The sequence below is a fragment of the Kitasatospora sp. NBC_01266 genome (assembly GCF_036242395.1).
GTDB lineage: Bacteria > Actinomycetota > Actinomycetes > Streptomycetales > Streptomycetaceae > Kitasatospora.
The window spans coordinates 4,734,439-4,758,597 of the sequence record NZ_CP108458.1 but is presented as its reverse complement, the minus strand read 5'-3'; the positions used below and the strand labels follow the sequence as shown (position 1 = coordinate 4,758,597).

24 protein-coding genes, 1 pseudogene and 1 riboswitch are annotated in these 24,159 nt (G+C 73.3%); of the genes and pseudogenes, 8 read left to right on the top strand and 17 right to left on the bottom strand.

Annotated features, from left to right (window positions below; genetic code table 11):
• Positions 1–3: 3 nt before the first annotated feature.
• The 3 genes from OG403_RS20870 to OG403_RS20860 all read right to left on the bottom strand — a co-directional run bounded on the left by OG403_RS20870 (position 4) and on the right by OG403_RS20860 (position 2,039).
• Positions 4–690, bottom strand: a complete 687-nt coding sequence (locus OG403_RS20870; RefSeq protein WP_329566587.1) for a copper homeostasis protein CutC — start codon at positions 688–690, stop codon at positions 4–6.
• Between the two features lie 75 nt (positions 691–765).
• On the bottom strand, positions 766–1,695 hold the full coding sequence (locus OG403_RS20865; protein WP_329566585.1) for a hypothetical protein: 930 nt from the start codon (positions 1,693–1,695) through the stop codon (positions 766–768).
• Complete coding sequence (locus OG403_RS20860) at positions 1,692–2,039, bottom strand: PadR family transcriptional regulator (protein ID WP_329572402.1); 348 nt, start codon at positions 2,037–2,039, stop codon at positions 1,692–1,694. Before OG403_RS20860 ends, OG403_RS20865 begins: the two co-directional genes overlap by 4 nt.
• A gap of 55 nt (positions 2,040–2,094) precedes the next feature.
• On the opposite strand from OG403_RS20860, the gene OG403_RS20855 reads away from it, so the two are divergent.
• Positions 2,095–2,763 carry an HD domain-containing protein gene (locus OG403_RS20855; RefSeq protein WP_329566583.1) on the top strand — a complete coding sequence of 223 codons (669 nt, stop codon included), beginning with the start codon at positions 2,095–2,097 and terminating at the stop codon, positions 2,761–2,763.
• A gap of 81 nt (positions 2,764–2,844) precedes the next feature.
• Here the strand turns inward: OG403_RS20855 and OG403_RS20850 are convergent, their stop codons facing one another.
• The 5 genes from OG403_RS20850 to thrC all read right to left on the bottom strand — a co-directional run bounded on the left by OG403_RS20850 (position 2,845) and on the right by thrC (position 7,582).
• Entirely contained in the window at positions 2,845–3,198 is a 354-nt protein-coding gene (locus tag OG403_RS20850; RefSeq protein ID WP_329566581.1) for a hypothetical protein, read from the bottom strand.
• Between the two features lie 100 nt (positions 3,199–3,298).
• On the bottom strand, positions 3,299–4,921 hold the full coding sequence (groL, locus tag OG403_RS20845; RefSeq protein WP_329566579.1) for a chaperonin GroEL: 1,623 nt from the start codon (positions 4,919–4,921) through the stop codon (positions 3,299–3,301).
• A 316-nt stretch (positions 4,922–5,237) separates the two neighbouring features.
• Positions 5,238–5,441 carry a cold-shock protein gene (locus OG403_RS20840; RefSeq protein ID WP_030289665.1) on the bottom strand — a complete coding sequence of 68 codons (204 nt, stop codon included), beginning with the start codon at positions 5,439–5,441 and terminating at the stop codon, positions 5,238–5,240.
• Positions 5,442–5,986: 545 nt separating this feature from the next.
• Positions 5,987–6,265, bottom strand: coding sequence for a ubiquitin-like small modifier protein 1 (locus OG403_RS20835; protein WP_329566576.1), 279 nt, complete (start codon positions 6,263–6,265; stop codon positions 5,987–5,989).
• A 36-nt stretch (positions 6,266–6,301) separates the two neighbouring features.
• Positions 6,302–7,582 carry a threonine synthase gene (gene thrC, locus OG403_RS20830; RefSeq protein ID WP_329566574.1) on the bottom strand — a complete coding sequence of 427 codons (1,281 nt, stop codon included), beginning with the start codon at positions 7,580–7,582 and terminating at the stop codon, positions 6,302–6,304.
• A 17-nt stretch (positions 7,583–7,599) separates the two neighbouring features.
• Positions 7,600–7,731: riboswitch (SAM riboswitch) on the bottom strand.
• A gap of 152 nt (positions 7,732–7,883) precedes the next feature.
• Between thrC and OG403_RS20825 the strand changes: the two genes are divergently transcribed.
• Both OG403_RS20825 and OG403_RS20820 read left to right on the top strand, forming a co-directional pair.
• The gene (locus tag OG403_RS20825) at positions 7,884–8,894 is read left to right on the top strand and encodes a glucosyl-3-phosphoglycerate synthase (protein WP_329566572.1); all 1,011 of its coding nucleotides are present in this window, start codon (positions 7,884–7,886) and stop codon (positions 8,892–8,894) included.
• A 222-nt stretch (positions 8,895–9,116) separates the two neighbouring features.
• A complete protein-coding gene (locus OG403_RS20820; RefSeq protein WP_329566570.1) occupies positions 9,117–10,565 on the top strand; it encodes an alpha,alpha-trehalose-phosphate synthase (UDP-forming) in 1,449 nt (482 codons plus the stop codon).
• Here the strand turns inward: OG403_RS20820 and otsB are convergent.
• From otsB to OG403_RS20800, 4 genes and pseudogenes are all read right to left on the bottom strand, one after another.
• On the bottom strand, positions 10,541–11,389 hold the full coding sequence (otsB, locus tag OG403_RS20815) for a trehalose-phosphatase (RefSeq protein ID WP_329566569.1): 849 nt from the start codon (positions 11,387–11,389) through the stop codon (positions 10,541–10,543). The two genes, OG403_RS20820 and otsB, sit on opposite strands and share 25 nt — an antisense overlap.
• 30 nt (positions 11,390–11,419) lie before the next feature.
• A complete protein-coding gene (locus tag OG403_RS20810) occupies positions 11,420–11,647 on the bottom strand; it encodes a DUF3263 domain-containing protein (protein ID WP_329566567.1) in 228 nt (75 codons plus the stop codon).
• Positions 11,648–11,673: 26 nt separating this feature from the next.
• Positions 11,674–13,088 (bottom strand): annotated as a pseudogene (locus tag OG403_RS20805) (extracellular solute-binding protein).
• A 188-nt stretch (positions 13,089–13,276) separates the two neighbouring features.
• Entirely contained in the window at positions 13,277–14,065 is a 789-nt protein-coding gene (locus tag OG403_RS20800; protein ID WP_329566565.1) for a DeoR/GlpR family DNA-binding transcription regulator, read from the bottom strand.
• 171 nt (positions 14,066–14,236) lie between these two features.
• Here OG403_RS20800 and OG403_RS20795 point away from each other — a divergent pair, with 171 nt between their 5' ends.
• The 3 genes from OG403_RS20795 (at position 14,237) to nagA (ending at position 17,356) form a co-directional block, all read left to right on the top strand.
• On the top strand, positions 14,237–15,154 hold the full coding sequence (locus tag OG403_RS20795) for an SIS domain-containing protein (RefSeq protein WP_329566563.1): 918 nt from the start codon (positions 14,237–14,239) through the stop codon (positions 15,152–15,154).
• Between the two features lie 103 nt (positions 15,155–15,257).
• A complete protein-coding gene (locus OG403_RS20790) occupies positions 15,258–16,190 on the top strand; it encodes an ROK family protein (RefSeq protein WP_329566561.1) in 933 nt (310 codons plus the stop codon).
• Positions 16,187–17,356 (top strand): N-acetylglucosamine-6-phosphate deacetylase, encoded by a 1,170-nt coding sequence (nagA, locus tag OG403_RS20785; RefSeq protein ID WP_329566559.1) that lies wholly within the window; start codon positions 16,187–16,189, stop codon positions 17,354–17,356. Before OG403_RS20790 ends, nagA begins: the two co-directional genes overlap by 4 nt.
• 37 nt (positions 17,357–17,393) lie before the next feature.
• Here the strand turns inward: nagA and OG403_RS20780 are convergent, their stop codons facing one another.
• Together OG403_RS20780 and OG403_RS20775 are read right to left on the bottom strand one after the other, a co-directional pair.
• Entirely contained in the window at positions 17,394–18,443 is a 1,050-nt protein-coding gene (locus OG403_RS20780; protein WP_329566558.1) for a hypothetical protein, read from the bottom strand.
• 126 nt (positions 18,444–18,569) lie between these two features.
• Entirely contained in the window at positions 18,570–20,414 is a 1,845-nt protein-coding gene (locus OG403_RS20775) for a GGDEF domain-containing protein (RefSeq protein WP_329566556.1), read from the bottom strand.
• A gap of 396 nt (positions 20,415–20,810) precedes the next feature.
• Between OG403_RS20775 and OG403_RS20770 the strand changes: the two genes are divergently transcribed.
• Positions 20,811–21,350 carry a flavin reductase family protein gene (locus OG403_RS20770; RefSeq protein WP_329572400.1) on the top strand — a complete coding sequence of 180 codons (540 nt, stop codon included), beginning with the start codon at positions 20,811–20,813 and terminating at the stop codon, positions 21,348–21,350.
• Between the two features lie 34 nt (positions 21,351–21,384).
• Here OG403_RS20770 and arfB read toward each other — a convergent pair whose 3' ends face one another.
• The gene (arfB, locus tag OG403_RS20765) at positions 21,385–21,816 is read right to left on the bottom strand and encodes an alternative ribosome rescue aminoacyl-tRNA hydrolase ArfB (protein ID WP_329566554.1); all 432 of its coding nucleotides are present in this window, start codon (positions 21,814–21,816) and stop codon (positions 21,385–21,387) included.
• Positions 21,817–21,893: 77 nt separating this feature from the next.
• Here arfB and OG403_RS20760 point away from each other — a divergent pair, with 77 nt between their 5' ends.
• Positions 21,894–22,379, top strand: coding sequence for a hypothetical protein (locus OG403_RS20760; RefSeq protein WP_329566552.1), 486 nt, complete (start codon positions 21,894–21,896; stop codon positions 22,377–22,379).
• Between the two features lie 25 nt (positions 22,380–22,404).
• Here the strand turns inward: OG403_RS20760 and OG403_RS20755 are convergent, their stop codons facing one another.
• Positions 22,405–23,502, bottom strand: coding sequence for a hypothetical protein (locus tag OG403_RS20755; protein ID WP_329566550.1), 1,098 nt, complete (start codon positions 23,500–23,502; stop codon positions 22,405–22,407).
• Between the two features lie 105 nt (positions 23,503–23,607).
• A complete protein-coding gene (locus OG403_RS20750) occupies positions 23,608–24,102 on the bottom strand; it encodes a DUF3180 domain-containing protein (RefSeq protein ID WP_329566548.1) in 495 nt (164 codons plus the stop codon).
• Between the last annotated feature and the right edge of the window lie 57 nt (positions 24,103–24,159).

Genomic DNA, 24,159 nt, shown 5'->3' with positions numbered 1-24,159 from the left:
GTCTCAGGACCCGATCAGCTCCCGCCAGCGGGCCACCTTGGCCACGTCCACCGGCGAGTCCCAGCCCGCCACCCGCACCGCGCCGCCCACGTGGAAGGCGTCGAAGCCCTCCGCGCGCAGCTCGGCCAGGTGCTCCTCGCGCAGCCCGCCGCCGATCAGGATCCGCTGCCGGTACCCCGGCTCCCCGGCCTTGGCCAGCTCCCCGGTCAGCACCTCGCGCCCGTCGGCCACCCCGGCGGGAGCGCCCGCCGTGAGGAAGGTGTCCAGGCCCGGCAGCTCCGCGATCGCCGCGCGCAGCGCGGCGCGGTCGGCGCTGTGGTCGATCGCCCGGTGGAAGGTCCAGCGACAGCCGGCCACCGCCTCCGCGAGCGCCCGCACCGCGGCCAGGTCCACGTTCCCGTCCTGGTCCAGGAAACCGAGCACGAACTCCTCGGCGCCCTCGGCCCGCAGCGCCGCCACCCGGGCGCGCAGCTCGTCCAGGTCGCCGGGGGTGAACCCGTCCTGGATCCGCAGCATCACGCGCAGCGGCAGGTCCACGGCGGCCCGGATCGCGGCGAAGCCGGCGACGGTCGGGGTGAGGCCGTCGGCGGCCATGTCGGTGACCAGTTCGAGGCGGTCGGCACCGCCGGCCTGCGCGGCCTTGGCATCCTGAGCGGTCAGCGCGATCACTTCGAATATTGGTCTAGACATATCCGTAGCCTGCCACACCGGTCGACCGCCCGGCGACCCCCCTGCCGCGAAAACACCGGACGGTCGAACGGCGGCTCAGCCGAGCGGCGCCCCCGTGCCCACCCGGTCCTGCCGCCGGCGACGCAGCTCCACCAGCGCCGCGAGCGCCAACGGCAGCACCAGCAGCTCCCCGTTCGACGCGTCGGCGCGGTACCGGAGGTCGTCGAGCGGCCCGAGCAGCGAGAACACGGACAGCGCCAGTACCGGGAGGGTCAGCGCTCCGCGCCGCAGTACGGCCACCGTCACCAGGATCAGCGCGAGCGTCGCGCCCAGCTCGGCCCACGGGGTCAACGGCCCCGAAGCCACCCTCGCCGTCTGCCCCACGACGGAGACGATCCCGGCCCCCGGCGCCAGGGCCAGCGCCGGCCAGCGCCCGCGCCGACCGGCTCGGCGCAGGTCGAGGTCGAGCAGGTCCCGGGGCGCCGCGAGCAGCAGCAGCGGCCAGACCAGCGGAGCCGCCTGCCGGAGCACCCACCCCGGCAGGTACGCGACCCCGTCGGGCATCAGCACGGCCGCCCACCCGACGTTCAGCAGCACCGTCGCCCCCGCCGCGAGCAGTGCGATGCCGCGCACCAGGGTCCACCGGTCGAACAGCGCGGCGAGCAGCGCCGGCCCCGCGAGGACGTACTGCGCGTACCAGAGCACCGCGTGGACGCTGAGGTGATCGATCGGCAGCCCGTCGGTCAGCACGATGTACAGCCCGAGCAGGCTGATCCCCGCCCAGGCCCCCGCGACCAGCGGCGCCGCCGTGCCGAACAGCCGCCCGGCGGGCTGGCTGGAGGTCAGCCCGAGGCGCAGCCGGCTGCCGTACGCGGCGACGCCGTACAGCTCGCGCGCCCGCGCCAGCCGCCCGGCCGCCTCGGTGGTCTCCGCGAAGACGTCCGCGATCTCCGCCCCGCGCTCGATCCGGTAGCGCCTCGGGTAGCAGTGCAGGGCAAGCCGCAGCGCCTTCTGACGGCCGCTCATGCCCACACCCCCTTGGCAACCGGTCGCACGACGGCGAGCCGGCGCTGGGCCTCGGCGGCCACGGCACGCAGCCGCTCGGCCTCCTCGGCGAGCAGGGCGCGCCCGGGCTCGGCCAGCGCGTAGGTGCGCCGGGCCCGCCCGTCCACCACCTCGTCGCGCTCGACCCGGATCACACCCTGGTCGAGCAGCCGGTCCAACGCGGCGTAGAGCGTGCCGGTGCGCATCGCGACCCGGCCGCCGGAGATCGTGGCGATTTCCTGGATGAGCGCGTAGCCGTGCCGTGGGGCATCGGCCAGCGCGGTGAGCAGGAGCAGCGTCGGCTCCTGCATGGCCCGTCCTGTCATGCGTCTATATATATCGATCATCGGCACATAGGTCCAGCCTCGGGCGCGGAGCAGAATGACCGTCATGCCGACCGAACCGCACCCCGCGACCGATGCCCTGATCGACCGCTGGAACGTCCTGCTGGAGCGCTGCGGCGCCACCGCCGCCCCCGAGCCGTACTGCCGCGCGCTGCTGGCTCGCTGGGCCGAACCGCAGCGCCGCTACCACACCACCGACCACCTGCTGGCCGTGCTGGACGAGGTGGACCTGCTCGCCGCGCACGCCCAGGACCCGGACGCGGTGCGGCTGGCCGCCTGGTTCCACGACGCCGTGTACCGGCCGGACCGCTCGGAGAACGAGGAGCGCAGCGCCCGGTTGGCGATCCGCGCGCTCGGCGAGGCGGGGCTGTCGGCCGCGCTGATCGCCGAAGTGGTCCGGCTGGTCCGGCTGACCGTCGACCACCACCCGGCCCCGGGCGACCGGAACGGCGAGGTGCTCTGCGATGCCGATCTCGCGGTGCTCGGCCGGTCTCCCGAGGCCTACGCCCGGTACACCGCCGCTGTCCGCGCGGAGTACGCCTTCGTGCCCGAGGACGTGTTCCGCCGCGAGCGCGCGGCCGTCCTGCGCCAACTGCTGGCGCTGCCCGCGCTCTACCGCACCCCCGCCGCGCACGCCCGCTACGACGGGCCGGCCCGCACCAACCTGGCGGCCGAACTCGCCGAACTCAGCAAGCCGGTGCCGTAGCCGCGGCCGCGCGCCGGCGCAGCCCGGCGGGTCAACGGGTCAACGGGTCAACGGGTCAACGGGTCAACGGGTCAACCAGGATCACGTCAGCGACCCGACCGCGGCCACCACGACCCCGCGCTTGCCGCAGACCCAGTGCGGATCGGGGCCCAACTCCGGCTCCACGCCGAGCGCGTGCGGATCGTCATCGGCCCGCGCGCAGTCCTCGCAGAGCGGCCAGCGCCCGTACGCCTCCAGCAGCGCGTCCTGCACGTCCTGGGCGATCAGCCCGAGCACGAACTCGGCCCCGTCCGGCCACTGCTCCAGCCACCACCGGCGGTGCGTCACGGCGTCCTCCACCAGCGACACCACGGCGGCGTCAGCCACGTCGCGGGCGGACAGGTCGGCGAGGATCAGCGAACGGGCGCTGTGCAGGGCGGCTTCGAGATCGGGCATGCGCCCATTGTCCCGTATCCGCGAGGGGCCCCGGGGCAGGCGAAAGGGCGGCCTCCCGAAGGAGACCGCCCTGTCAGAACAGCTGATCCTCGAAGGAGGATCAGAAGTCCATGTCACCGCCCGGCATGCCGCCGCCGGCGGCCGGGGCGGCCTTCTCCGGCTTGTCGGCGATGACGGCCTCGGTGGTGAGGAAGAGCGCCGCGATGGAGGCGGCGTTCTGCAGCGCGGAACGGGTGACCTTGGCCGGGTCGATGATGCCCGAGGCGATCAGGTCCACGTACTCGTTGGTCGCGGCGTTCAGGCCGTGGCCGGCGGGCAGGTTGCGGACCTTCTCCACCACGACGCCGCCCTCGAGGCCGGCGTTGGTGGCGATCTGCTTGATCGGGGCCTCCAGCGCGACCTTGACGATGTTGGCGCCAGTGGCCTCGTCGCCCTCGAGCTCGAGCTTGTCGAACGCGACACCGGCCTGCAGCAGGGCCACGCCACCGCCGGCGACGATGCCCTCCTCGACGGCCGCCTTCGCGTTGCGAACGGCGTCCTCGATGCGGTGCTTGCGCTCCTTCAGCTCGACCTCGGTCGCCGCGCCGGCCTTGATGACGGCCACGCCGCCGGCCAGCTTGGCGAGGCGCTCCTGGAGCTTCTCGCGGTCGTAGTCCGAGTCGCTGTTCTCGATCTCGGCGCGGATCTGGTTGACCCGGCCGGCGACCTGCTCGCTGTCGCCGCCACCGTCGACGATGGTGGTCTCGTCCTTGGTGATGACCACCTTGCGGGCGGTGCCCAGCAGCTCGAGACCGGCGTTCTCCAGCTTGAGGCCGACCTCCTCGGAGATCACGGTGCCGCCGGTGAGGATGGCGATGTCACCGAGCATGGCCTTGCGGCGGTCGCCGAAGCCCGGGGCCTTGACGGCGACGGACTTGAAGGTGCCACGGATCTTGTTGACCACCAGGGTCGACAGGGCCTCGCCCTCGACGTCCTCGGCGATGATGACGAGCGGCTTGCCGCTCTGCATGACCTTCTCCAGCAGCGGGAGCAGGTCCTTGACCGAGCCGATCTTGGAGTTGGCGATCAGGATGTAGGGGTCCTCGAAGGAGGCCTCCATCCGCTCCAGGTCGGTGGCGAAGTAGGCGGAGATGTAGCCCTTGTCGAAGCGCATGCCCTCGGTGAGCTCGAGCTCCAGGCCGAAGGTGTTGCTCTCCTCGACGGTGATGACACCTTCCTTGCCGACCTTGTCCATGGCCTCGGCGATGAGCTCGCCGATCTGGGTGTCAGCGGCGGAGATGGAGGCGGTGGAGGCGATCTGCTCCTTGGTCTCCACGTCCTTGGCCTGCGCCAGCAGCTGGTCCGAGACGGCCGCGACGGCCTTCTCGATACCGCGCTTCAGGGCCATCGGGTTGGCGCCGGCCGCGACGTTGCGCAGACCCTCGCGAACCAGGGCCTGGGCGAGCACGGTGGCGGTGGTGGTGCCGTCGCCAGCGACGTCGTCCGTCTTCTTGGCGACCTCCTTGACGAGCTCGGCACCGATCTTCTCGTACGGGTCCTCGAGCTCGATCTCCTTGGCGATGGAGACACCGTCGTTGGTGATCGTGGGGGCGCCCCACTTCTTCTCAAGGACGACGTTGCGGCCCTTGGGGCCCAGCGTCACCTTGACGGCATCGGCAAGCTGGTTCATGCCGCGCTCAAGGCCGCGGCGAGCTTCCTCGTCAAACGCGATGATCTTGGCCATCGGAAGTGGTCCTCCAGGACACGGTCGACTGCTCGGACCAGTGGTGCCCGCGACGGACGGCCCTGGTATGCGGGGGTCCTGTCCCCTACCGCTCCCGGGGGCCTCACCGACCCAGTCCGTTTGTCACTCTCACACTGTGAGTGCTAACGCCAATGATTAGCACTCCGGCATGGCGAGTGCAAGCTCCTTCGATGACCGGACGCCAACTCGCGGCGAACGAACGGCAGGCCCGCACCCGCCCCGCGGTGGGGATGGGTGCGGGCCTGCCGCTGAACCACCAGCTCGGTGAGAGCCGAGGCTCCGAGGTTCGGAAAGGTCAGACCGCCGCGCGGACCATGTCCGCCTGCGGGCCCTTCTGCCCCTGGGAGATCTCGAACTCAACCCGCTGGCCCTCTTCAAGGGTGCGGTAGCCGTCCATCTGGATCGCGCTGTAGTGGACGAACACGTCCGCACCACCGTCGACCGCGATGAAGCCGTAGCCCTTCTCCGCGTTGAACCACTTGACGGTGCCCTGAGCCATTCCGAACTCCCCTAGTGCTGTGCTGGCCCTTCACGCGCCCGCAGGTCACGAGCGCGGGTCTGGCGGAGATGCCCGAGGAAACCCCCCTGGGCGCACTCCTGCATGCCGCAGCGCCCCACCCCCGGAAGCCAGTTGGCGCCGACGGAGCAGGCGAATGCATCGACCGCGGCTGAATGTATCCGCATCGGAGCCCTGTGCAACAGGCCCACTGAACGCCAATTCGACGAGGCCGTGAAGGGATAGCAGGGGAGGAATGCGACAGAACTCGTCATTTCACCTGGGACATAGCGGACGAAACTCACGAATAGCCCAAAGAATTCTGACGCGGCGCCGACATGATTCGGTTGATACAGCGGCAGCTGGCGTCTCAGGACCCGGGACGCCCCGAGCCGCTCTCCAGCCGCGCACCAGAACCGGAGGCGGAAGTCGGGGACAGCCTATGCCCTCCCGGGGACCACCGCGGACACGGCTCGGGGCGCCGCGCCCCGCCGATGGCCGACGGGGCACGGCGCCCCGAGCGCCTGCCGAAGAGCCGTGACGGGCGGTCAGCAGCCGCCGGCCACCGCCGGGATGATCGACACGCCGGCGCCGTCGCCGACCGCGGTGGCCAGGCCCTCGGCGAATCGCACGTCGTCGTCGTTCACGTACACGTTGACGAAGCGGCGAAGCTTGCCGGCCTCGTCCAGGATCCGCTGGGCGATTCCGGGGTGGTTCTGCTCCAGGTCGGCGATGACCTCCTGCAGGGTGGCGCCCTCGGCGCTCACCTCGGACCTGCCGTCGGTGTAGGTACGCAGGATGGTCGGAATGCGGACGGTCGCGCTCATGGGGTTACTCCTCGCTCGCTGCGTGCTGGGGGTGGGTCAGGAGGCCAGGCCGGCGGCCCGGAAGGACTCCAGGGTCGGCCGGATGGTCGCGGTCAGCCCGGCGTCGGCGACCGCGTCCAGCGTCTTGAGCCCGTCCCCGGTGTTGATCGCGACGGTCTCCTTGGCCGGGTCCAGCAGGCCGTTCTCCACCAGCTTCCTGAGCACGCCGATGGTCACCCCGCCGGCGGTCTCGGCGAAGATCCCCTCGGTGCGGGCCAGCAGCCTGATCGCGGCCACCACCTCGGCGTCGGTGACGTCCTCGACCGCGCCGCCGGTGCGCCGGGCGATGTCCAGCACGTACGGGCCGTCGGCCGGGTTGCCGATCGCCAGCGACTTGGCGATGGTGTCCGGCTTGACCGGCTTGATCACGTCGCGGCCGGCCTTGAAGGCGGCGGCGACCGGGGAGCAGCCGGCCGCCTGGGCGCCGAAGATCTTGTACGGCCGGTCCTCGACCAGGCCGAGCTTGATCAGCTCCTGCAGCCCCTTGTCGATCTTGGTGAGCTGGGAGCCCGAGGCGATCGGGATGACGAGCTGCTCCGGCAGCCGCCAGCCGAGCTGCTCGCAGATCTCGTATGCCAGGGTTTTGGAGCCCTCGCCGTAGTACGGGCGCAGGTTGACGTTGACGAAGCCCCAGCCCTCGCCGGCCGGGTCACCGATCAGCTCGGAGCAGAACCGGTTCACGTCGTCGTAGTTGCCCTCGATGCCGACCAGCTCGCCGCCGTAGACACCGGCCATCACGACCTTGCCCTGCTCCAGGTCGTGCGGGATGAAGACGCAGGACTTGAACCCGGCGCGGGCCGCCGCGGCGCCCACCGCGCCGGCCAGGTTGCCGGTGGACGAGCAGGACAGGGTGGTGAAGTCGAAGGCGCGGGCGGCCTCGATGGCGCAGGCCACCACCCGGTCCTTGAAGGAGTGGGTGGGGTTGCCGGAGTCGTCCTTGACGTGCAGCTGGGCGGTGAAACCGAGCTCGCGGCCCAGGTTGTCCGCCTTCACCAGCGGGGTCCAGCCGGGGTTCAGGTTGGGCTTGCCGGCCACGTCGGCGGGCACCGGCAGCAGCGGGGCGTAGCGCCAGATCGAGGCCGGTCCCGCCTCGATCTGCTTGCGCAGCTGCTCGGCGTCGTAGCCGGCGAAGTCGTAGGCGATCTCCAGCGGGCCGAAGCACTCCAGGCAGGCGAAGCTGGGGCCGAGCGGGAAGCGGGTGCCGCACTCGCGACAGGACAGCGCGGCGGCGGGGCCGAGGTCGACGGTCGCGGAGGGTGCAGGGGTAGCGGTAGCCATGATGGCGGAGGCCTCTCTCCTCATCTTCCCCGTGGCGCGGTCGCGCCACAGGCCGGAATTGGCACCTGTCCCGCCGGCACCTGCGATGGCCGGGCGAGAAGGTTGCCGGGACGTCGACGGGCCGTTCCCTCAGTCCCTCTGGATGAGCTCTGTGAAGTTGTGGTCCTGCGTTGTACTGGTCTCGCGCTGCGACCGACCCCGACGTGCGAAGGTCTGACCGCAGTACGAAGACTGTAACCGAAGGCCGGACGCCTGACCCTGACCGTCCGCCACGCGAGACGAGAGTTACGAGGAGCGAGATTTGCCTGCCGAGCAGAGCCCCGCGCCACTGCCTGAGGTGGCCGACTGGCTGCGCCGCCGGTCCTGGCGGTCGGCCGACCGGTCGGCCGACCGGCTGCTGGCCGCCAAGCGCGCCGCGGGGCCGGCCGGGACGGTGAGCGTGGTGCTGCCCGCGCTGGACGAGGAGTCCACGGTGGGCGGGATCGTCGAGGTGATCCGGCGCGAGCTGATCGAGCGGCTGCCGCTGGTGGACGAGCTGGTGGTGGTCGACTCCGGCTCGGTGGACCGGACCGCCGAGGTGGCCGCGGCGGCCGGCGCCCGGGTGGTGCACCGCGACGAGATCCTGCCCCGGGTGCCCCCGGTGCCCGGCAAGGGCGAGGTGCTCTGGCGCTCGCTGCTGGTCACCAGCGGCGCGATCGTCTGCTTCATCGACGCCGACCTGCGCGAGTTCGACCCGGCCTTCGTCTCCGGCATCATCGGCCCGCTGCTCACCGACCCGGACCTGCAGCTGGTCAAGGCGATGTACGACCGGCCGCTGGAGACCGGGGGCGCGGTGGTACCGGCCGGCGGCGGGCGGGTCACCGAACTGGTCGCCCGGCCGCTGCTCAACCTGCACTGGCCCCAGCTGGCCGGCTTCGTCCAGCCGCTCGGCGGTGAGTACGCGGCCCGCCGCTCACTGCTGGAGCAGCTGCACTTCCCGACCGGCTACGGGGTGGAACTCGGCCTGCTGGTGGACGCGCTGGAACTGGTCGGCCTGGACGCGCTGGCCCAGGTGGACGTCGGGGTGCGCCACCACCGCCACCAGGACAGCCAGGCGCTGGGCCGGATGGCCGCCACCATCTACCGCACCGCGCTGGAGCGGCTGGACCGCACCCACCGCCTGAAGGCCGCCGAGGGCCTGGCCCGCCCGGTGCTGACCCAGTTCACCCGGGACGCCCTGACTCGCGAGTTCACCGCGCACAGCCATGAGGTGGCCGCCCTTGAGCGGCCCCCCATGATCGAACGGCCGGAGTACCCGGCCGGATCTTCATGACCGCTGTCCGGGTTTGGCGTCCGCCGCCTCCGGCAAGGTTGAAGACGTGACTCCGCCACCCCGAAGGTCGAGGCGGCTTCTCCCCCGGCCCCGAGGAGCCTCATGACGGCCAAGCCCTGACCGCTGCTCCGAGAGCGGGGAGCCAGAGTACTACACAGCGCTGTCGGTGTGTCAGCAGAAAGTCACCATCTCGTCTGCCGACGGCTTCCGACAAGGAGAGACATGGCCGATCACACGCGCGCCCGCGTCCTGGTGGCATCCAACCGGGGCCCGGTCTCCTTCAGCAGCGCCCCGGACGGGTCGCTGACCCTCAAGCGCGGCGGCGGCGGGCTGGTCTCCGGGCTCTCCGCGATCGAGGACCCGAACACCGTCTGGGTCTGCGCCGCGCTCGGCGAGGCCGACCGCGAGGCGGCCCGGCGCTCGCCGCAGGGGCGGCTGGACCAGGGCGGCTTCGACGTCGGCGGACAGGCCGTCCGGATGCTGGACATCGACCCGGAGGTCTTCGACCGCGCGTACAACGGGGTGGCCAACTCCACCCTCTGGTTCCTGCACCACCTGCTCTACGACACCCCGACCGCGCCGGTCTTCGACGCCACCGCCGCCGAGCAGTGGAGCGCCTTCGAGGCCTACAACCGGGCCTTCGCCGAGGCGCTGGCCGCCGAGGCGGCACCGGGCGCGGCGGTGCTGGTGCAGGACTACCACCTGACCCTGGCGCCGGCGCTGCTCCGCGAGCTGCGGCCGGACCTGCGGATCGGCTACTTCCTGCACATCCCGTGGGCCCCGGTGGACTACTTCGGGCTGCTGCCGGACGCGCTGGCCGCCGCCGTGCTGACCGGTGTGCTCGGCGCCGACCGGGCCGGCTTCCACACCCGGCGCTGGGCCGAGGCCTTCGCCGACTGCTGCGAGCGGGTGCTGGACGCGAAGGTCGACCGGGCCGAGCTCTCGGTCAGCTACCAGGGCCGCACCACCCGGCTCGGCGTGCACGCGCTGGGCGCCGATGCCGACTTCCTGCGCGAGCGGGCGCACCGGGCGGACGTCGAGGAGCGGTTGGCCACGTTGCGCGAGGCGGTGGGCGGCTGCCGGACCATCGTCCGGGTGGACCGCACCGAGCTGAGCAAGAACATCGTGCGCGGCCTGCTGGCCTACCGGCACCTGCTGCGCAGCCGCCCCGAGTGGCGCGGGCGGGTGGTGCACATCGCCTTCGCCTACCCCTCCCGGCAGGACCTGGCCGAGTACCGCGCGTACACCGCGGCCGTGCGGCGGATCAGCCAGGAGATCACCGAGGAGTTCGCCACCGACTCCTGGCAGCCGCTGATACTCCAGGTCGAGGACGACTTCGCCCGCTCACTGGCCGCCTACCGGCTGGCCGACGTGGCGCTGGTCAACCCGATCAGGGACGGCATGAACCTGGTCGCCAAGGAGGTCCCGGTGGTCTCCGACGCGGGCTGCGCGCTGGTCCTCTCCCGCGAGGCGGGCGCCTACCCGGAGCTGGCCGAGGACGCGCTCGGCATCAACCCGTACGACGTGGTGGGCACCGCCGAGGCGCTGCACCGGGCGCTGACCATGCCGGCGGCAGAGCGGCGCGAGCGCACCGAGCGGCTGGCCACGGCCGCCACCGCGCTCTCCCCGCAGCAGTGGTTCCTGGCTCAGCTGGCGGAGCTGAGCGCCTGACCGAGCAGCTCCAGCAGCTCGACCACCCCGGCCGGGCCCGGCACCACCAGGTCCGCCCGCTCGGCGATCTCGCGCACCGGCGGCTCGCCGGTCACCGGGCCGCTGGCCACCAGCAGTCCGGGCAGCGCCTCGGCCCGCAGCTTCTCCACCGCCGCGTAGGCGGCCAGATCGCCCAGGTCGTCCCCGGCGTACAGGACCGACCGGGCGCCGCGCTCGCGCAGCAGGCCGGTCAGCGCCGCCCCCTTGTCCACGCCGGGCGGGCGCAGCTCCAGCACGAAGCGGCCCGGCTCGACGGCCAGGCCGTGGCCGGCGGCCAGCTCGGCCAGCGGGGCGCGCAGCAGCTCCAGAGCGGCCTGCGGGTCGGCGGCCTGGCGGGTGTGGACGGCGATCGAGCGCTCCTTGTCCTCGATCCGGCTGCCCTCGGGAGCCGGCAGCGCGGCCAGCAGGGCCGGGAGTTCGGCGCGGACGGCGACCACCCCCGGGTGGATCTCGGGAGCGGTCAGCTCGCCGGCCTCCCAGCGCTCGGCGCCGTAGTGGCCCAGCACCACCAGCCGCTCCAGGCCCGGCAGCCGGTCGAAGCCGCCGAGCCGGACCGCGCTGCGCACCGGACGGCCCGTCACCACCGCCACCGTGTTGACCAGCGGCGCCAGCCGGGCCAGCGCCGCGGCGGCGGCGGGGTGCGCGTAGGCCTGCTCGGGGTCGGCGACGATCGGCGCGAGGGTGCCGTCGAAGTCCAGCGCGAGGACGGCACCGGCCGGGTCGGCCAGCACGGCGGCGAGGCCCTCGCGGCCCGCGGGGGTGGTCGATTGCAGCGCGATGCCCATGGTCGTAGCCCTACCCAGGGCCCGCCCCGGCTAACGCTCGGCGCGGCGCGCGTCCCGGATCCGGCGCAGCCGGTTGATCAGCACCGGGCTGTGCGCGAGCGCCTCGGGGCGCTCCAGCAGGCCGTTCAGCAGCTGGTAGTACCGGGTGGCGGAGATGCCCAACCGCTCCCGGACGGCCTGCTCCTTGGCGCCCTGGGTGCGCCAACCCGCGCCCTCCAGGGCCAGCACCGCCAGCTCGCGTTCGGTCAGCTCACCCATGGGGCCATTGTGCCCGCGGGGCGGGCCTACTGCGGACGCAGCTGCTTGGCCTCCTCGACGGCGTACTGCTGCAGGCCGCTGAGCACCGGCTGCGGGTCGCCCTGGACCGCCTTGCCGATCTCGGTCTTGATCCGGCCGCTGACGCTGTCCCAGGCCGGGTCGCCCAGCGGGTAGAAGACCGCGCCCGGCAGCGCGTCCAGGAACGGCTTGAGGGCGGCGTACTGCGGGTTCGCGGTCATGTCGGCCAGCGCGTCCTGGGTGACCGGCAGCAGGCCGTACTGCTCGTCGAAGGCAAGGGTGTTCGCCTTGCTGTAGACGAAGTCGAGGAAGCTGCGGATCTGCGCCTCGTGCCCGTTCGCGGAGTACGCCATCATCCAGTCGGCCACGCCGAGCGTGCCGACCTTGGCCTGCGGGTCCTTCTGCGGGATCGGCGCGGTGCCGAAGTCGATGTTGGCCTGCTGGGCCTCCTGGACCAGCGCGGGGTGGCCGTTGAGCATCGCGACCTTGCCCTGGGCGAACTCGTTGAAGGCCGTCTGGCGGTCCACCGTGCCCGGGTTGGGGAAGGTGAGCTGGGGGTCCACCAGGTTCTGCTTCAGCCAGTTGAAGGTGGCCACGTTCTGCGTGCTGTCCAGGGTGTAGACACCGGCGTCGTCGGTCAGGCCGCCACCGCCGCTCATCGTCCACATCATCGATTCGGCCTGCGCCTCCTCGGGCCCCAGCGGCAGGCCGTACGGGGTGACGCCGGGGACCTTGGCCTTGATCAGCGCCGCGTCGGCCTTCAGGTCGTCCCAGCTGGCGGGGGCTGGCTGATACCGGCCTGCTTGAAGATCGCCTTGTTGTAGACGAAGGTCCGCGAGGAGGAGACGAAGGGTATGCCGTACTGGGTGCCCAGCACGTCACCGGCCTTGTTGAAGGCGTCCAGGAAGTTGGCCTGGGTCTCCATCGAGAGCACGTCGCTGGCCGGGTAGAGCTGGTTGGCCACGGCCTTGTCGGCGAAACCGCCGGTCTGGACGATGTCCGGCGCGTGGCCGGACTTCACCATGTCGGCGACCTTGGCGTCGATGTCGCTCCAGCTGAAGACCTGGACCGAGACCTTGATCTTGGGGTTGGCCGCGTCGAACTTCCGGGCCACCCGGTTCCAGTAGCGCGCCGAGCTGTTGGCGGGGTTGCCGTCGCCGTAGTCGGCGGCCACCAGCTTGAGGGTGACCGTGTCGCTGCCGCCGAGGCCGAGGATGTCGCACCCCGAGAGCAGCAGGGTGCTGGCCGCGAGGGCGGCGCAGAGTCGGGACTTCAACGGGGGACCGCCTTCGGGCACGCGGGGAGTGGGGAGCCTCCCGGGGGACGGAGGTGGCGAGAAGGGTGCCAAAGACCGACCCAGGTGGTCCACACCAGAGGCCCCGGGGCGAGGAACGTTACCCAAGTGGGCGCTCGCATTGCACATCGCGCAATGGTTCGCCGAGCTGCCTTTATCCAGGTTTTGCAAACTTTGCAAAGCTGTATGCAAAGTGTGCGGAGCCATCGGGCCGGCGTTCGTCGGATCGTCACCCGGGCGCCGCCCCGCCGCTCTGGCGTCCCGTCACGCCGTCAGGCCAGTCACGCCGCCACGCCGTCCGTCACACCGTCACGCCGTCACGCCGTCAGCACCCGCACCCCCGCCTCGGCAAAGCCCGCCGCCAGCTCCTCGCCCAGCGGCTGGTCCGTCACCAGGGTGTCGATCAGCTCCAGCCCGCAGATCCGGGCGAACGCGCGCCGGCCGAGCTTGGAGGCGTCGGCCGCCACCACCACCCGGCGGGCCCGCTCGGCCAGCAGCCGGTTGATGCCGGCCTCACCCTCGTGGTGGGCGCTGGCGCCGATCCCGAGGTCCAGCGCGTCCACGCCCAGCACCGTGACGTCCAGCGCCAGTTCGGCGAGCACGGTGCCGGCCAGCGGGCCGATCAGCTCGTAGGACTGCGGCCGGGCCACCCCGCCGGTCACCACGATCTTGACGGCCGGCCGGACCGTCAGCTCGTTGGCGATGTTCAGCGCGTTGGTGACCACGGTCAGCGGGTGCCCGGCCTCGCCGCGCTCGGTCAGCTCCGGGCGGACCACCAGCGCGCGGGCCACCTCGGTGGTGGTGGTCCCGCCGTTCAGCCCGACCACCTCACCGGGGGCGATCAGGCCGGCCACCGCCGCGCCGATCCGCTGCTTGGCCCCCGCATTGCGGGCGGTCTTGTAGCGCAGCGGCAGGTCGTAGGAGACGTTGTGCGCCACCGCCCCGCCCCGGGTGCGGGTGACCATCTGCTGGCGGGCCAGCTGGTCGAGGTCGCGGCGGATCGTGGCGGCCGACACGGCCAACCCGGCCGCCGCCTCCTCGACGTCCAACTTGCCATGCTCGGCAAGGAGTTCGAGAAGACTGTTCCACCGCTCGTATCTGGACACGCCGCACCTTCCATCCCGGTTCCGCACCGACCCGACCACAGTTGCCTGGACAGGGTCGCACAGCACCCCGCGCGGGCCCGGGCCGCTGCCGAAGCCTCCGGAGCACTTGTGCAGTCATGATCGAAAAGGCTATAAATCAAACAGTTTCACGCAGACGAGGGGAGCGACAGCGTGCTCGACAGCTCACTGACCGCCGCGGAGCTGGCCACCCAGCCCGACTGCTGGCGCCGAGCGGCGGCCCTGGCCGGGCCCTCGGCCACCGCACTGCCGCAGCGCGGCGAACGGGTCGCCGTGGTCGGCTGCGGCACCTCCTGGTTCATCGCCCAGGCGTATGCGGCGCTGCGCGAGGCGGCCGGCCACGGCGAGACGGACGCCTTCGCGGCCTCCGAGTTCCCGGCCGCCCGCCGCTACGACCGGGTGCTGGCGATCACCCGCTCGGGCACCACCACCGAGGTGCTCGCCCTGCTGGCGCGGGCCCGCGCGACCAGCACCGCCACCACCGCGCTGACCGCCGACCCGAAGACCCCGATCCTGGGCGCGGCCGACCAGCTGGTGGTGCTGGACTTCGCGGACGAGCGCTCGGTGGTGCAGACCCGCTTCGCCACCAGCGCGCTCGCCCTGCTCCGCGCCCACCTGGAGGCCGACGGCGCGCCCGCCCCGGGCACGGCCGGCGTGGCGCGGGCGGCCGACGACGCCGAGCGCGCGCTCGGCGACCCGCTGCCCGAGGGCCTGCTGACCGTCGATCAGATCAGCTTCCTGGGCACCGGCTGGACCTACGGCCTGGCCCAGGAGGCCGCGCTCAAGATGCGCGAGGCGGCCCAGCTCTGGACCGAGGCCTACCCGGCGATGGAGTACCGGCACGGCCCGATCGCCATCGCCGCGCCGGGCCGGGCGACCTGGGTCTTCGGCGCCCCACCGGCCGGTCTGGCCCAGCAGATCACCGCCACCGGCGCCCAGCTGGTCGCCGACCGCGAGCTCGACCCGATGGCCGACCTGATCCGGGCCCAGCGCCTGGCCGTCGCACTGGCCGCCGCCCGGGGGCTCGACCCCGACCGGCCGCGCGCCCTGACCCGATCGGTGCAGCTCTGACCCCGACCGCACGACCCCCGAGCGACCAAGCTCACTGCGGCGGATCGACAAAACCCGGCAGTGGACTAGACCTCTCCTCCTCGGTCAAGGGAAACTGTCCCCCGTGAAGCACGTCATCGCACTCGATGTAGGCGGCACCGGCATGAAGGCCGCGCTGCTCGCCCAGGACGGCTCCGTGCTGTTCGAAGCACGCCGACCGACCGGGCGGGAGCACGGCACGGACGCCGTGGTCACCGCCATCCTCGACTTCGCCGCCGACCTCGCCGACGAGGGCCGCCGCCGGTTCGGCGAGGGCCCGCTGGCCGCCGGCGTCGCGGTGCCGGGCACGATCGACGAAAGGAACGGGATCGCGGTCTTCTCCGCCAACCTCGGCTGGCGGGACCTGCCGCTGCGCAAGCTGCTCGGCGAGCGACTGGGCGGTCTGCCGGTCGCCCTCGGCCACGACGTCCGCAGCGGCGGACTGGCCGAGGGGCGGATCGGCGCGGGTCTCGGGGTGGCGCGGTTCCTGTTCATCGCGCTGGGTACCGGTATCGCCGGCGCGATCGGGATCGACGGACGGATCGAGGCCGGCGCGCACGGCTACGGCGGCGAGATCGGCCACGTGGTGGTCCGGCCGGGCGGCCCGGCCTGCGGCTGCGGCGCCCGCGGCTGCCTGGAGACGCTGGCCTCGGCCGCCGCGGTCTCCCGGGCCTGGGCCGAGGCGAGCGGCGACCCGGCGGCCGACGCGGCCCGCTGCGCGCTGGCCGTCGAGGCCGGCGACCCGCGGGCCCTGGCGGTCTGGCGCGGCGCGGTGGACGCGCTGGCGGACGGCATCGTGCTGGCGCAGAGCCTGCTCGACCCGGCCACCGTGATCGTCGGCGGCGGCCTCGCCGAGGCCGGTGACACCCTCTTCACTCCCCTGCGCGCGGCGGTGGCCGAGCGGTTGACCTTCCAGATGCCCCCGAAGGTGGTACCCGCCATGCTCAAAGACACCGCCGCCGCCCTGGGCGCCGGCCTGCTCGCCTGGGATCTGCTCTCCATGGAGGTGACCGCGTGACGACCGCGCAGCGAACTGTTCTGTCCGGAGCCCGTCTGGTGCTGCCCAGCGGTGTGGTCGACGGCGGCCGGCTGGCCATCGAGGGCGACACCATCGCGGAGATCGGCGGTGCGAGCACGCCGACCGACCTGGACCTCACCGGCTGCACGGTGGTGCCCGGCTTCGTGGACCTGCACGTGCACGGCGGCGGCGGCGCCTCCTACGCCTCCGGCCTCGCCGAGGAAGCGCTGACGGTGGCCCGCACCCACCTGGAACACGGCACCACCACCACCGTCGCCTCCACCGTCACCGGGGAGATCGACGAGGTCTGCCGACAGGCCGCCGTGCTCTCGGAGCTGGTCGAGGACGGGGTGCTGGCGGGCGTCCACTTCGAAGGACCGTTCATCTCGCCCGGCCGGTGCGGCGCGCACCGGCCCGACCTGCTGCGGGAACCAGACCCGGCGCTGGTCCGCAAGCTGGTGGACGCCGCCCGGGGCACCGCGAAGATGGTCACGCTGGCGCCCGAACTGCCCGGCGGCCTGGACTCGGTGCGCCTGCTCGCCGACCTCGGGGTGATCGCGGCGGTCGGCCACACCGACTCCGACTACGCCAAGACGCTGGAGGCGATCGAGGCCGGCGCCACCGTGGCCACCCACCTGTTCAACGCGATGCCGGGCATCCAGCACCGGGCCCCGGGCCCGATCGTCGCGCTGCTGGAGGACGAGCGGGTCACCGTCGAACTGATCAACGACGGCACCCACCTGCACCCCTCGGTGCTGGACCTGGCCTACGGCACGGCCGGCGCCGCACGGGTCGCGCTGATCACCGACGCGATGGGCGCGGCCGGCATGGGTGACGGCCTCTACCCGCTCGGCCCGCTCCAGGTCCGGGTGGAGCAGGGGGTCGCCCGGCTGGTCGAGGGCGGCTCGATCGCCGGCTCCACGCTCACCCTGGACGTGGCCTTCCAGCGCTCGGTCACCGTCAACAAGCTGAGCCTGACGCAGACCGTGCAGTCGATCTCGACCACCCCGGCCGCCCTGCTCGGCCTGTCGGACACGGTCGGCTCACTGGCCGTCGGCCTGCGGGCCGACCTGGCCGTCCTCGACTCCGACTCCTACGAGCTGGTCGCCGTCATCCGCGGCGGCGAGTGGATCAAGGGCGCCGAACGGTTCACCAAGGGGAACTGAGTGCCCCTCAGGTTTTCCCGGCCGCCGCGCCGCCCGGTCAGCTGCTGGCCGACCCCGGCGAGGCGGCCCCGGCCGCTCCGGCCCCGGCCGACGAGGCACCGGACGCGGTCGGGTAGTCCCCGTTGTAGGAGAACGGGGTGAGCGCCACCTGGTCCACCAGGACCGGGCCGCCGCCGGGGACCGACACCGTGATGGTGTTGTTCCCCGCCTGGAGGTCCGGCCAGATGTTCGTGTAGGACCAGTACGGGTCACTGCCCGCCGGGTTGGAGTTCTTGAAGGTGGTGCCGCCGGCCTTGTCCTGGCCGTTGACGCTGACCGCGGCCTTCACCGACCCACCGCTGTTGTTGTAGTGCACCCAGAACTTGTACTGCCCGGCCGTGGGCACGGTGAACGTCCAGGTCGCCGAGGAGCCCTGCTGGAGCGTCAGGTAGCTGCCGTCGGAGGAGACCGCGCCCTTCACGCCGGTGCCCGGGGCGGCGCCCTGGGCCTGCGCCTTGGACCCGTCGACGAAGGTGAACGAGCCGTCGGAGGCGCTCGGCGAGGGCGAGCTGGAGGAGGAGGTCGACGGACTGCTGCCGGCGCTCGAGCCGCCCGACGCCGTGGTGTGGCTGCTGGTGCCCGCCGACGGGGCCGGGGCCGCGTTGTCCTTGCCGCTCTTGCCGTCGTTGCCGGAGAGCGCGATCCCGGAGCCGATCGCGATCGCGGCGATCACCGCGACCACCGCGATCACCGGGCCCTTGCCGCGCCCGCGCGGGGCGTCCTCGCCCGGCTGCGGGCGGGACCGCTCGGCATAGCGGGACTGCTGGTTCGGCAGCTGCGTGGTGGCCTCGGGGCCGGGCCCGTACGGGCCGCGCGGCGGCTGGGGGTACGCGGGCGGGTAGCCGCCCTGCGAGTGCTGCGGGGGTGCCCCGTACTGGGTCCGGCCGACCTCCATCGGGCGGGTGTACGACGTGCGCGGCACGCCGGGCGCCCGCTCCGGCGCCCCCTCCGCCTCGCCGCCCTCGGAGCGGTAGAGGTAGGCGAACGGGTCGTCCTCGGCGGGTGGCTGCTCGGCGCCCTCGGGTCCGTGGCTGCTGTCGGCGGTCATCGCGCTGGTCAACTCCCCAAAGGCGGTCTAAGGCCTGTGCCGTTGTCTGGACCCGTTACCCACGGCACCCTACCCGTCGCGCCCAGGGAGGCGAAAAGGCGGCCGCCCACCGGATGGCGGTCGGCCTCAGACCGCCCGGCGGTGGGAGCGCTCGCCCCGGGCCCCGCGCACCGCGCCGCCGCGGGCCCGCTTCTCGTCGTACATCCGCTTGTCGGCGGCGTGCAGCACCTCTTCGATGCTCATCCCGCAACCCGCCCAGCCGATGCCCATGCTCACCCCGACCCGGACCACCCGGCCCGCTATCCGCATCGGCGGGACGACCGCGTTGCGCAGCCGCACCGCCAGGTCGGCGGCCTCCTCGCTGCCGATCCCGTCGGCCAGCACGACGAACTCGTCACCACCGAGCCGGGCCACCGTGTCCCCCTCGCGGACCGCCTGCTGCAGCCGCCTGGCCACCTCGACCAGCACCGCGTCGCCGGCGTTGTGGCCGAACCGGTCGTTGACCGACTTGAAGCCGTCCAGGTCGCAGAAGAGCACCGCGAGCCCCTTGGCCGCCGCCCCGGTGGACGGCCGGGAGCGGCGCTGCTGCCAGGACTCGGACGGGCTCGGCGCCTCGGCCGGGACCACCGCGTGCACGTGGTCGGCCGGCGCGGCGCCGTAGCCACCGCGCCCCGCCCGGTCCGAGTAGCCGTGCACCAGGGTGCCGCGCATCCCGGCGCCCCAGCCGCCGTCCAGCGGCCCGCCGGCCGGCTCCAGCACCTCGTGCCCCGAGCGGGGGCTGTGCGGCCCGTAGGAGGTCAGCGGACCGTGTCCGGCCGCCGCCCCCTCCAGCGCGCACGGCACCGGGTCCACCGCCCCGTGCTCGGCCGCGCCCCCCGGGCCCTGCGGCAGCGAGCAGAGCCGGCGGGCCAGCCGGGCGCGCAGTTCGGCGCCGTTCGGCAGGCCGGTGAGCGCGTCGTGGCTGGCCCGGTGGGCCAGCTGGAGCTCGTGCCGCTTGCGGTCCTCGATGTCCTCCACATGAGTGAGCAGGAAACTGGGGCCCTCGGCCGAGTCCGCCACGATCGAGTTGCGCAGGCAGACCCACCGGTAGCCGCCGTCCCGCCGGGACAGCCGCAGCTCGGCCCGGCCGCTCTCGGCGCTGGTGCGCTCCAGCAGGCCCCGGTCCTCGGGGTGCACCAGATCCAGGAAGCTCTGCCGGCGCAGCGCGGCGCGCGGGCGCCCGAGCAGCCGGCAGAGCGCGTCGTTGACCCGGGTCAGCTGACCGCGCGAGCTGCCGTGCAGTTCGGTGATGGCCATCCCGCTGGGGGCGTACTCGAAGGCGTGCCGGAAGCTCTCCTCGCTGGCCCGCAGCGCCTGCTGCTCCTTCTCCAGGCGGGCCAGCGCGCGCTGCATCTCCGCGCGTAGCCGGGCGTTGCTGATCGCGATGGAGGCCTGCAGGGAGAACATCTCCAGCGCCTCGCGGGTCCAGGCGCCGGGGCGCTTGCCGCTGCGCGGGCGGTCCACGCTCAGCACGCCGAGCAGCTCGCCGCCGGCGCTGTACATCGGGGCGAGCAGGCCGTCCTCGGGGTGCCAGTCGTTGGCGTAGACCGGCAGCGGGCCGTCGCCGGTCCAGCGCGGGATGTCGGTGCCCACCGCCCAGCCCCGGTCGTGCGGCAGGAAGCGCAGCGTCCCCCAGTGGTCGCTGACCGCCAGCAGCCGGTCCCAGGACTCCCGGGTGCCGACCTGGCCGAGCAGCACCGACGGGCCGCCGTAGTCGCGCTCCTCGTACTCCCAGACGGCCGCCACCACCAGGTCGCCGTCGGGGCGGACCAGCGAGAGCGCCGCGGCGTCGAAGCCCAGCCCGTGCACCGAACCCTCGACCACGGCCTGCAGAGTGCCCGGCAGGCTGCGGGCAGCATTGAGGTCCGCCACGACCCGGTGCAAGGTGCGGAGGGTCGCGAGGCGGACGTACGGCTCCGACTCGGCTTCCATGCGGGGGCTCCCCGGCTTCTTCGGATAGGTCTTGATGGTTATCGTCCGATTGCCAGAAGAACTGAATCACAGCGAGCACAGCGATCGGCACGCTCGGTCAGCAATAGGTCGTCACTTGTGACTCAAATCACACAACGCATAGCTGAGCAAACCCGGTTCATCCCGGTCATGCCCGGACACGATGCAGCGATGGACACCTTCGAGTTCGGTCGGGCACATCCGAAGCTGTAGCCCGTGCCCGCCAGCGGGCCGCACGGCTTCACCGCCCGGAGTGAGGCGGACCCCGCCCAGGGTGAACCCGCGACCGCCAGACGGCCGACCGGACCGGACCGTGGGCCTAGGACCACCGCCTGATGCAGCCGCCCCCACCCGGCGGCTACCGTGCGGTACGTGTCCATGTCGCCGCAGCCCTCCGCTGCCTCCCTCGCCACGCCGGACGAGTTCCGCGCCGCCCTGTCCCAGCTCGCCGCCGGGGTGGCGCTGGTGACCGTCCATGACACCGGCGAGGACGGCGAGGGCGGGATCGGCGAGGACGCCGGGATGACGGCCACCTCGTTCCTGTCGGTCTCGCTGGAGCCGCCGCTGGTGCTGATCTCGGTGCGCGAGGACTCCCGGATGGACGAGCTGCTCTCCCGGATCGACTGCTGGGCGGTCTCCCTGCTGGGCGAGCAGCACCGGGCGCTGGCCTCGCGGTTCGCGATGAAGGGGCGGCTCAGCGACCGGCTGCTGTTCGCCGACACCCCGCACCAGCGGGGCCCGGTCAGCGGCGCGCCGCTGGTGACCGGGGCGCTGGCGACCGTGGAGTGCCGCACCGAGCAGCGGATAACGGCCGGCGACCACACGCTGCTGATCGGGCGGGTGCTGGAGGCCCGGGTCCCCGCGCCGGACGGCCGCCCGCTGCTCTACTTCCGGGGCGGCTACCGCCACCTGGCCTGACCGGCGGCAGCCGCCGGGCCGTGGCCGGCCGGTCTCAGTCGGACCGCATCGGGCCGCGCCCGCGCTTGACCTCGGAGCGGCGCTTCTTGTTCTCCAACCGCCGCTCCACCATGCCCCGGCTGGGCTTGGTGGCCCGCCGGGTCTTGGGCGGCGGCGCGGTCGCCTCGGCCAGCAGCGAGGCCAGCCGGGCCGCCGCGATCTCGCGGTTGCGCCACTGGGAGCGGTGCTCACTGGCCCGCACCACCAGCACCCTGCCGTCCACCAGGCGGGCGGCCAGGCGCTCCAGGGCGCGCAGCTTCCACACCTCGGGCAGGGCGGCCGAGGCGGCCAGGTCGTAGCGCAGCTCGACCTGGGTGTCGGAGGTGTTGACGTGCTGGCCACCGGGGCCGCTGGAGCGGGAGAACCGCCACTGGAGCTCGGCCTCCGGAACCACCACCGAGCCCCGCACGCGAATGGGCTCGGGCATACGCCCATCATCCCCGGCCCGCCCCCGTGCCGTCACCCGGTTATCGCCACCGCTCGCGGGCCGCGACAATGGCCTGCGTGATCGAGATCGGCTACTCCCTGTCCGTGCGCTTCCCCGACCCGCCGCAGACCGACTACCGCACCGCCGCGGTCCGGACGCTGCGCCATGACCTGTTCTGCGGCGACGTCTACCTGGCGGACGAAGAGCTGGAGTTGTCCACAGCCTGGGGATGGGTGCCGGTGCTGGACTTCGCCTGGGCGCTGTGCGACATCGTCGAGCGGCTGGACGAGGACCCGCGCGGCAGCCGGGCCGCCACGATCCAGCGGGCCGACCTGGACTTCACCCAGTCCACCGAACTGCTGCGGTTCGCCCGCCGGTTCGGCCTGGTCGAGGTCTCGGCCACCTGGCTGGACGAGGATCCCCTGGTGGTCCGGCACGCGGAGCTGCGCCGCGAGGCCCGGGACTTCCTGCAGGACGTGCTGGCCGATCTGACCGACCTGCACCCCGAGCTGGCCGACAACCCGAACATCTGGACGGTCCAGGCCCGCTTCCCCCGGGTCTGACCGCCGAGGAGAACCTGAGCCCGGCTCAGCTACTCCGGGAGGCGCGCAGCTCGCCCAGGTCGAGCAGCTCGGTGTCGTCCTCCGGCGTCAGGTCGACCACCTCGGGACGCTCCTGCTCCGCCGCCACCTCGTCGCCCAGCACGTCCGCCAGGTCCTGCTGACCCGCCGTCACCGGCGCGGCGGCCGGCGCGGGCCGCTCGACCAGCCCGGGGTGCCCGGCCTGCTCGGCCGGCTCGGCCACCTCGGTCAGCTCGGTCACCGACCGCACCGCGGGGGCGGGGGCCGCCGCCCGGACCGCGGCGCTGCGGTCGAAGAAGCTGAATCCGGCTCCCCTGGCCGCCCCCTGCTGCGGGCGCGGGCGCTGCCGCTCGACCGGGAGCACCGAGGCGGCGGCGGCCGTCTCGGCCGGGCCCGCCAGCACCGGGCGCACCGGCGAGGCGGCCACCGCGGGACGCTCGGCCTGCGGCGCGGCGGGCTCCAGCCGGCCGATCCGCTCGACCGGCACCGCCGGGGCATGCGCGGTGCGGACCTCGGGCAGCGCCGCCGCGGTCGTCCGGCGCGCCGCCCGCTCGGTCTCGGCCGCCGCCCGCTCGGCCCGCCGCTCCAGGGCCCGCAGCGCGTTCGCCGCCTTGAGGTAGGCCACCGGCGTCACCGGGTGCGCGGGCCGGGCCGCCTCGATCGCCCGCTGGGCCGCCTCGGCCTCGTTGAGCGCCTGCTCGGCGGCCAGCACCGCGCGCTCGCGCAACAGCCGGGCGATCTCGGTCTCCGCCTTCGCCAGCCGCGCCTTCTCCGCCGTCAGCCGCCGGCCGAGCCGGGTGGCCCGCTCCTCGGCGACCTCGGCGGCGTACTCGGCCTCCGCCAGCTGCTCCTCGAAGCGCTCCTCCTCGCGGAGCCGGCGCAGCGCCGCGGCATCCGCCGCCGCCCGCGCGGCACGGTCGCGCTGGCGCAGCACCAGGGCCAGCCCCAGCACCGCGCAGAGGGCCGCGACGCCGACCGAGCTGACCACCAGGCGGTCCTCGCTGACCAGCAGGGCGGCGAGCGCGGCCACCGTGAGCACGGCGGCGGCGGTGGGCGGCAGCGCGCGGCTGAGCAGAGAAGAGTGTCGATGGCGTCCGCGAGGCATGGGCAAGAAACTAGCGTGCGAATACCGGCATTGTCAGCCTGAGGCCCGATCCCGACCTTGACAGATCAAGGTCGCCACCGAGCGCGACCCCGTGCCCACGGATGGTCAGCGTGCCGAGGGCGCCGCACCCTTGCCGCCACCGTTGCCGCCGTCCTCGGGCAGCTTGCAGATGTGCTGCAGCCACAGCGCCGCCGCGACCACCCCGGCCCCGGCCACCACGGCGAGCCCCGCGGTGATCGCCGGGCCCTTGTGGCTGTCGAAGTCCGGCAGCGTCAGCAGCTCGATACCCAGGCCCGCGTAGACGCCGCTGACCAGCGCCGCGACCAGCGCGCTGGCCTGCCCGAGCACCAGCGCCCGGGCGGCCCCCAGCGGGTCCACCCGCTTCGCCCCCGGCTCCCGGTCCCGGATCGCCTTCAGCCGGCCGCGCAGCGAGATGGCCGTCGCCAGCAGGATCACGGCGATCACCGCGAGCACCACCGGAGCCGCCGCCGGCACCCCGGGCAGCGTGTCCAGCGAGTTCCACAGCTTGGCACCGGCCCAGGAGAGCGCCGTCGCGACCACGAAGATGCCGAGCAGGAGACGGAGGCGGAGCGGCTTCACTGGAAAGAGGGTCCTTCCCGACGGTGGGTGGTGCGGGCAGCGCCAACCCACCGTACC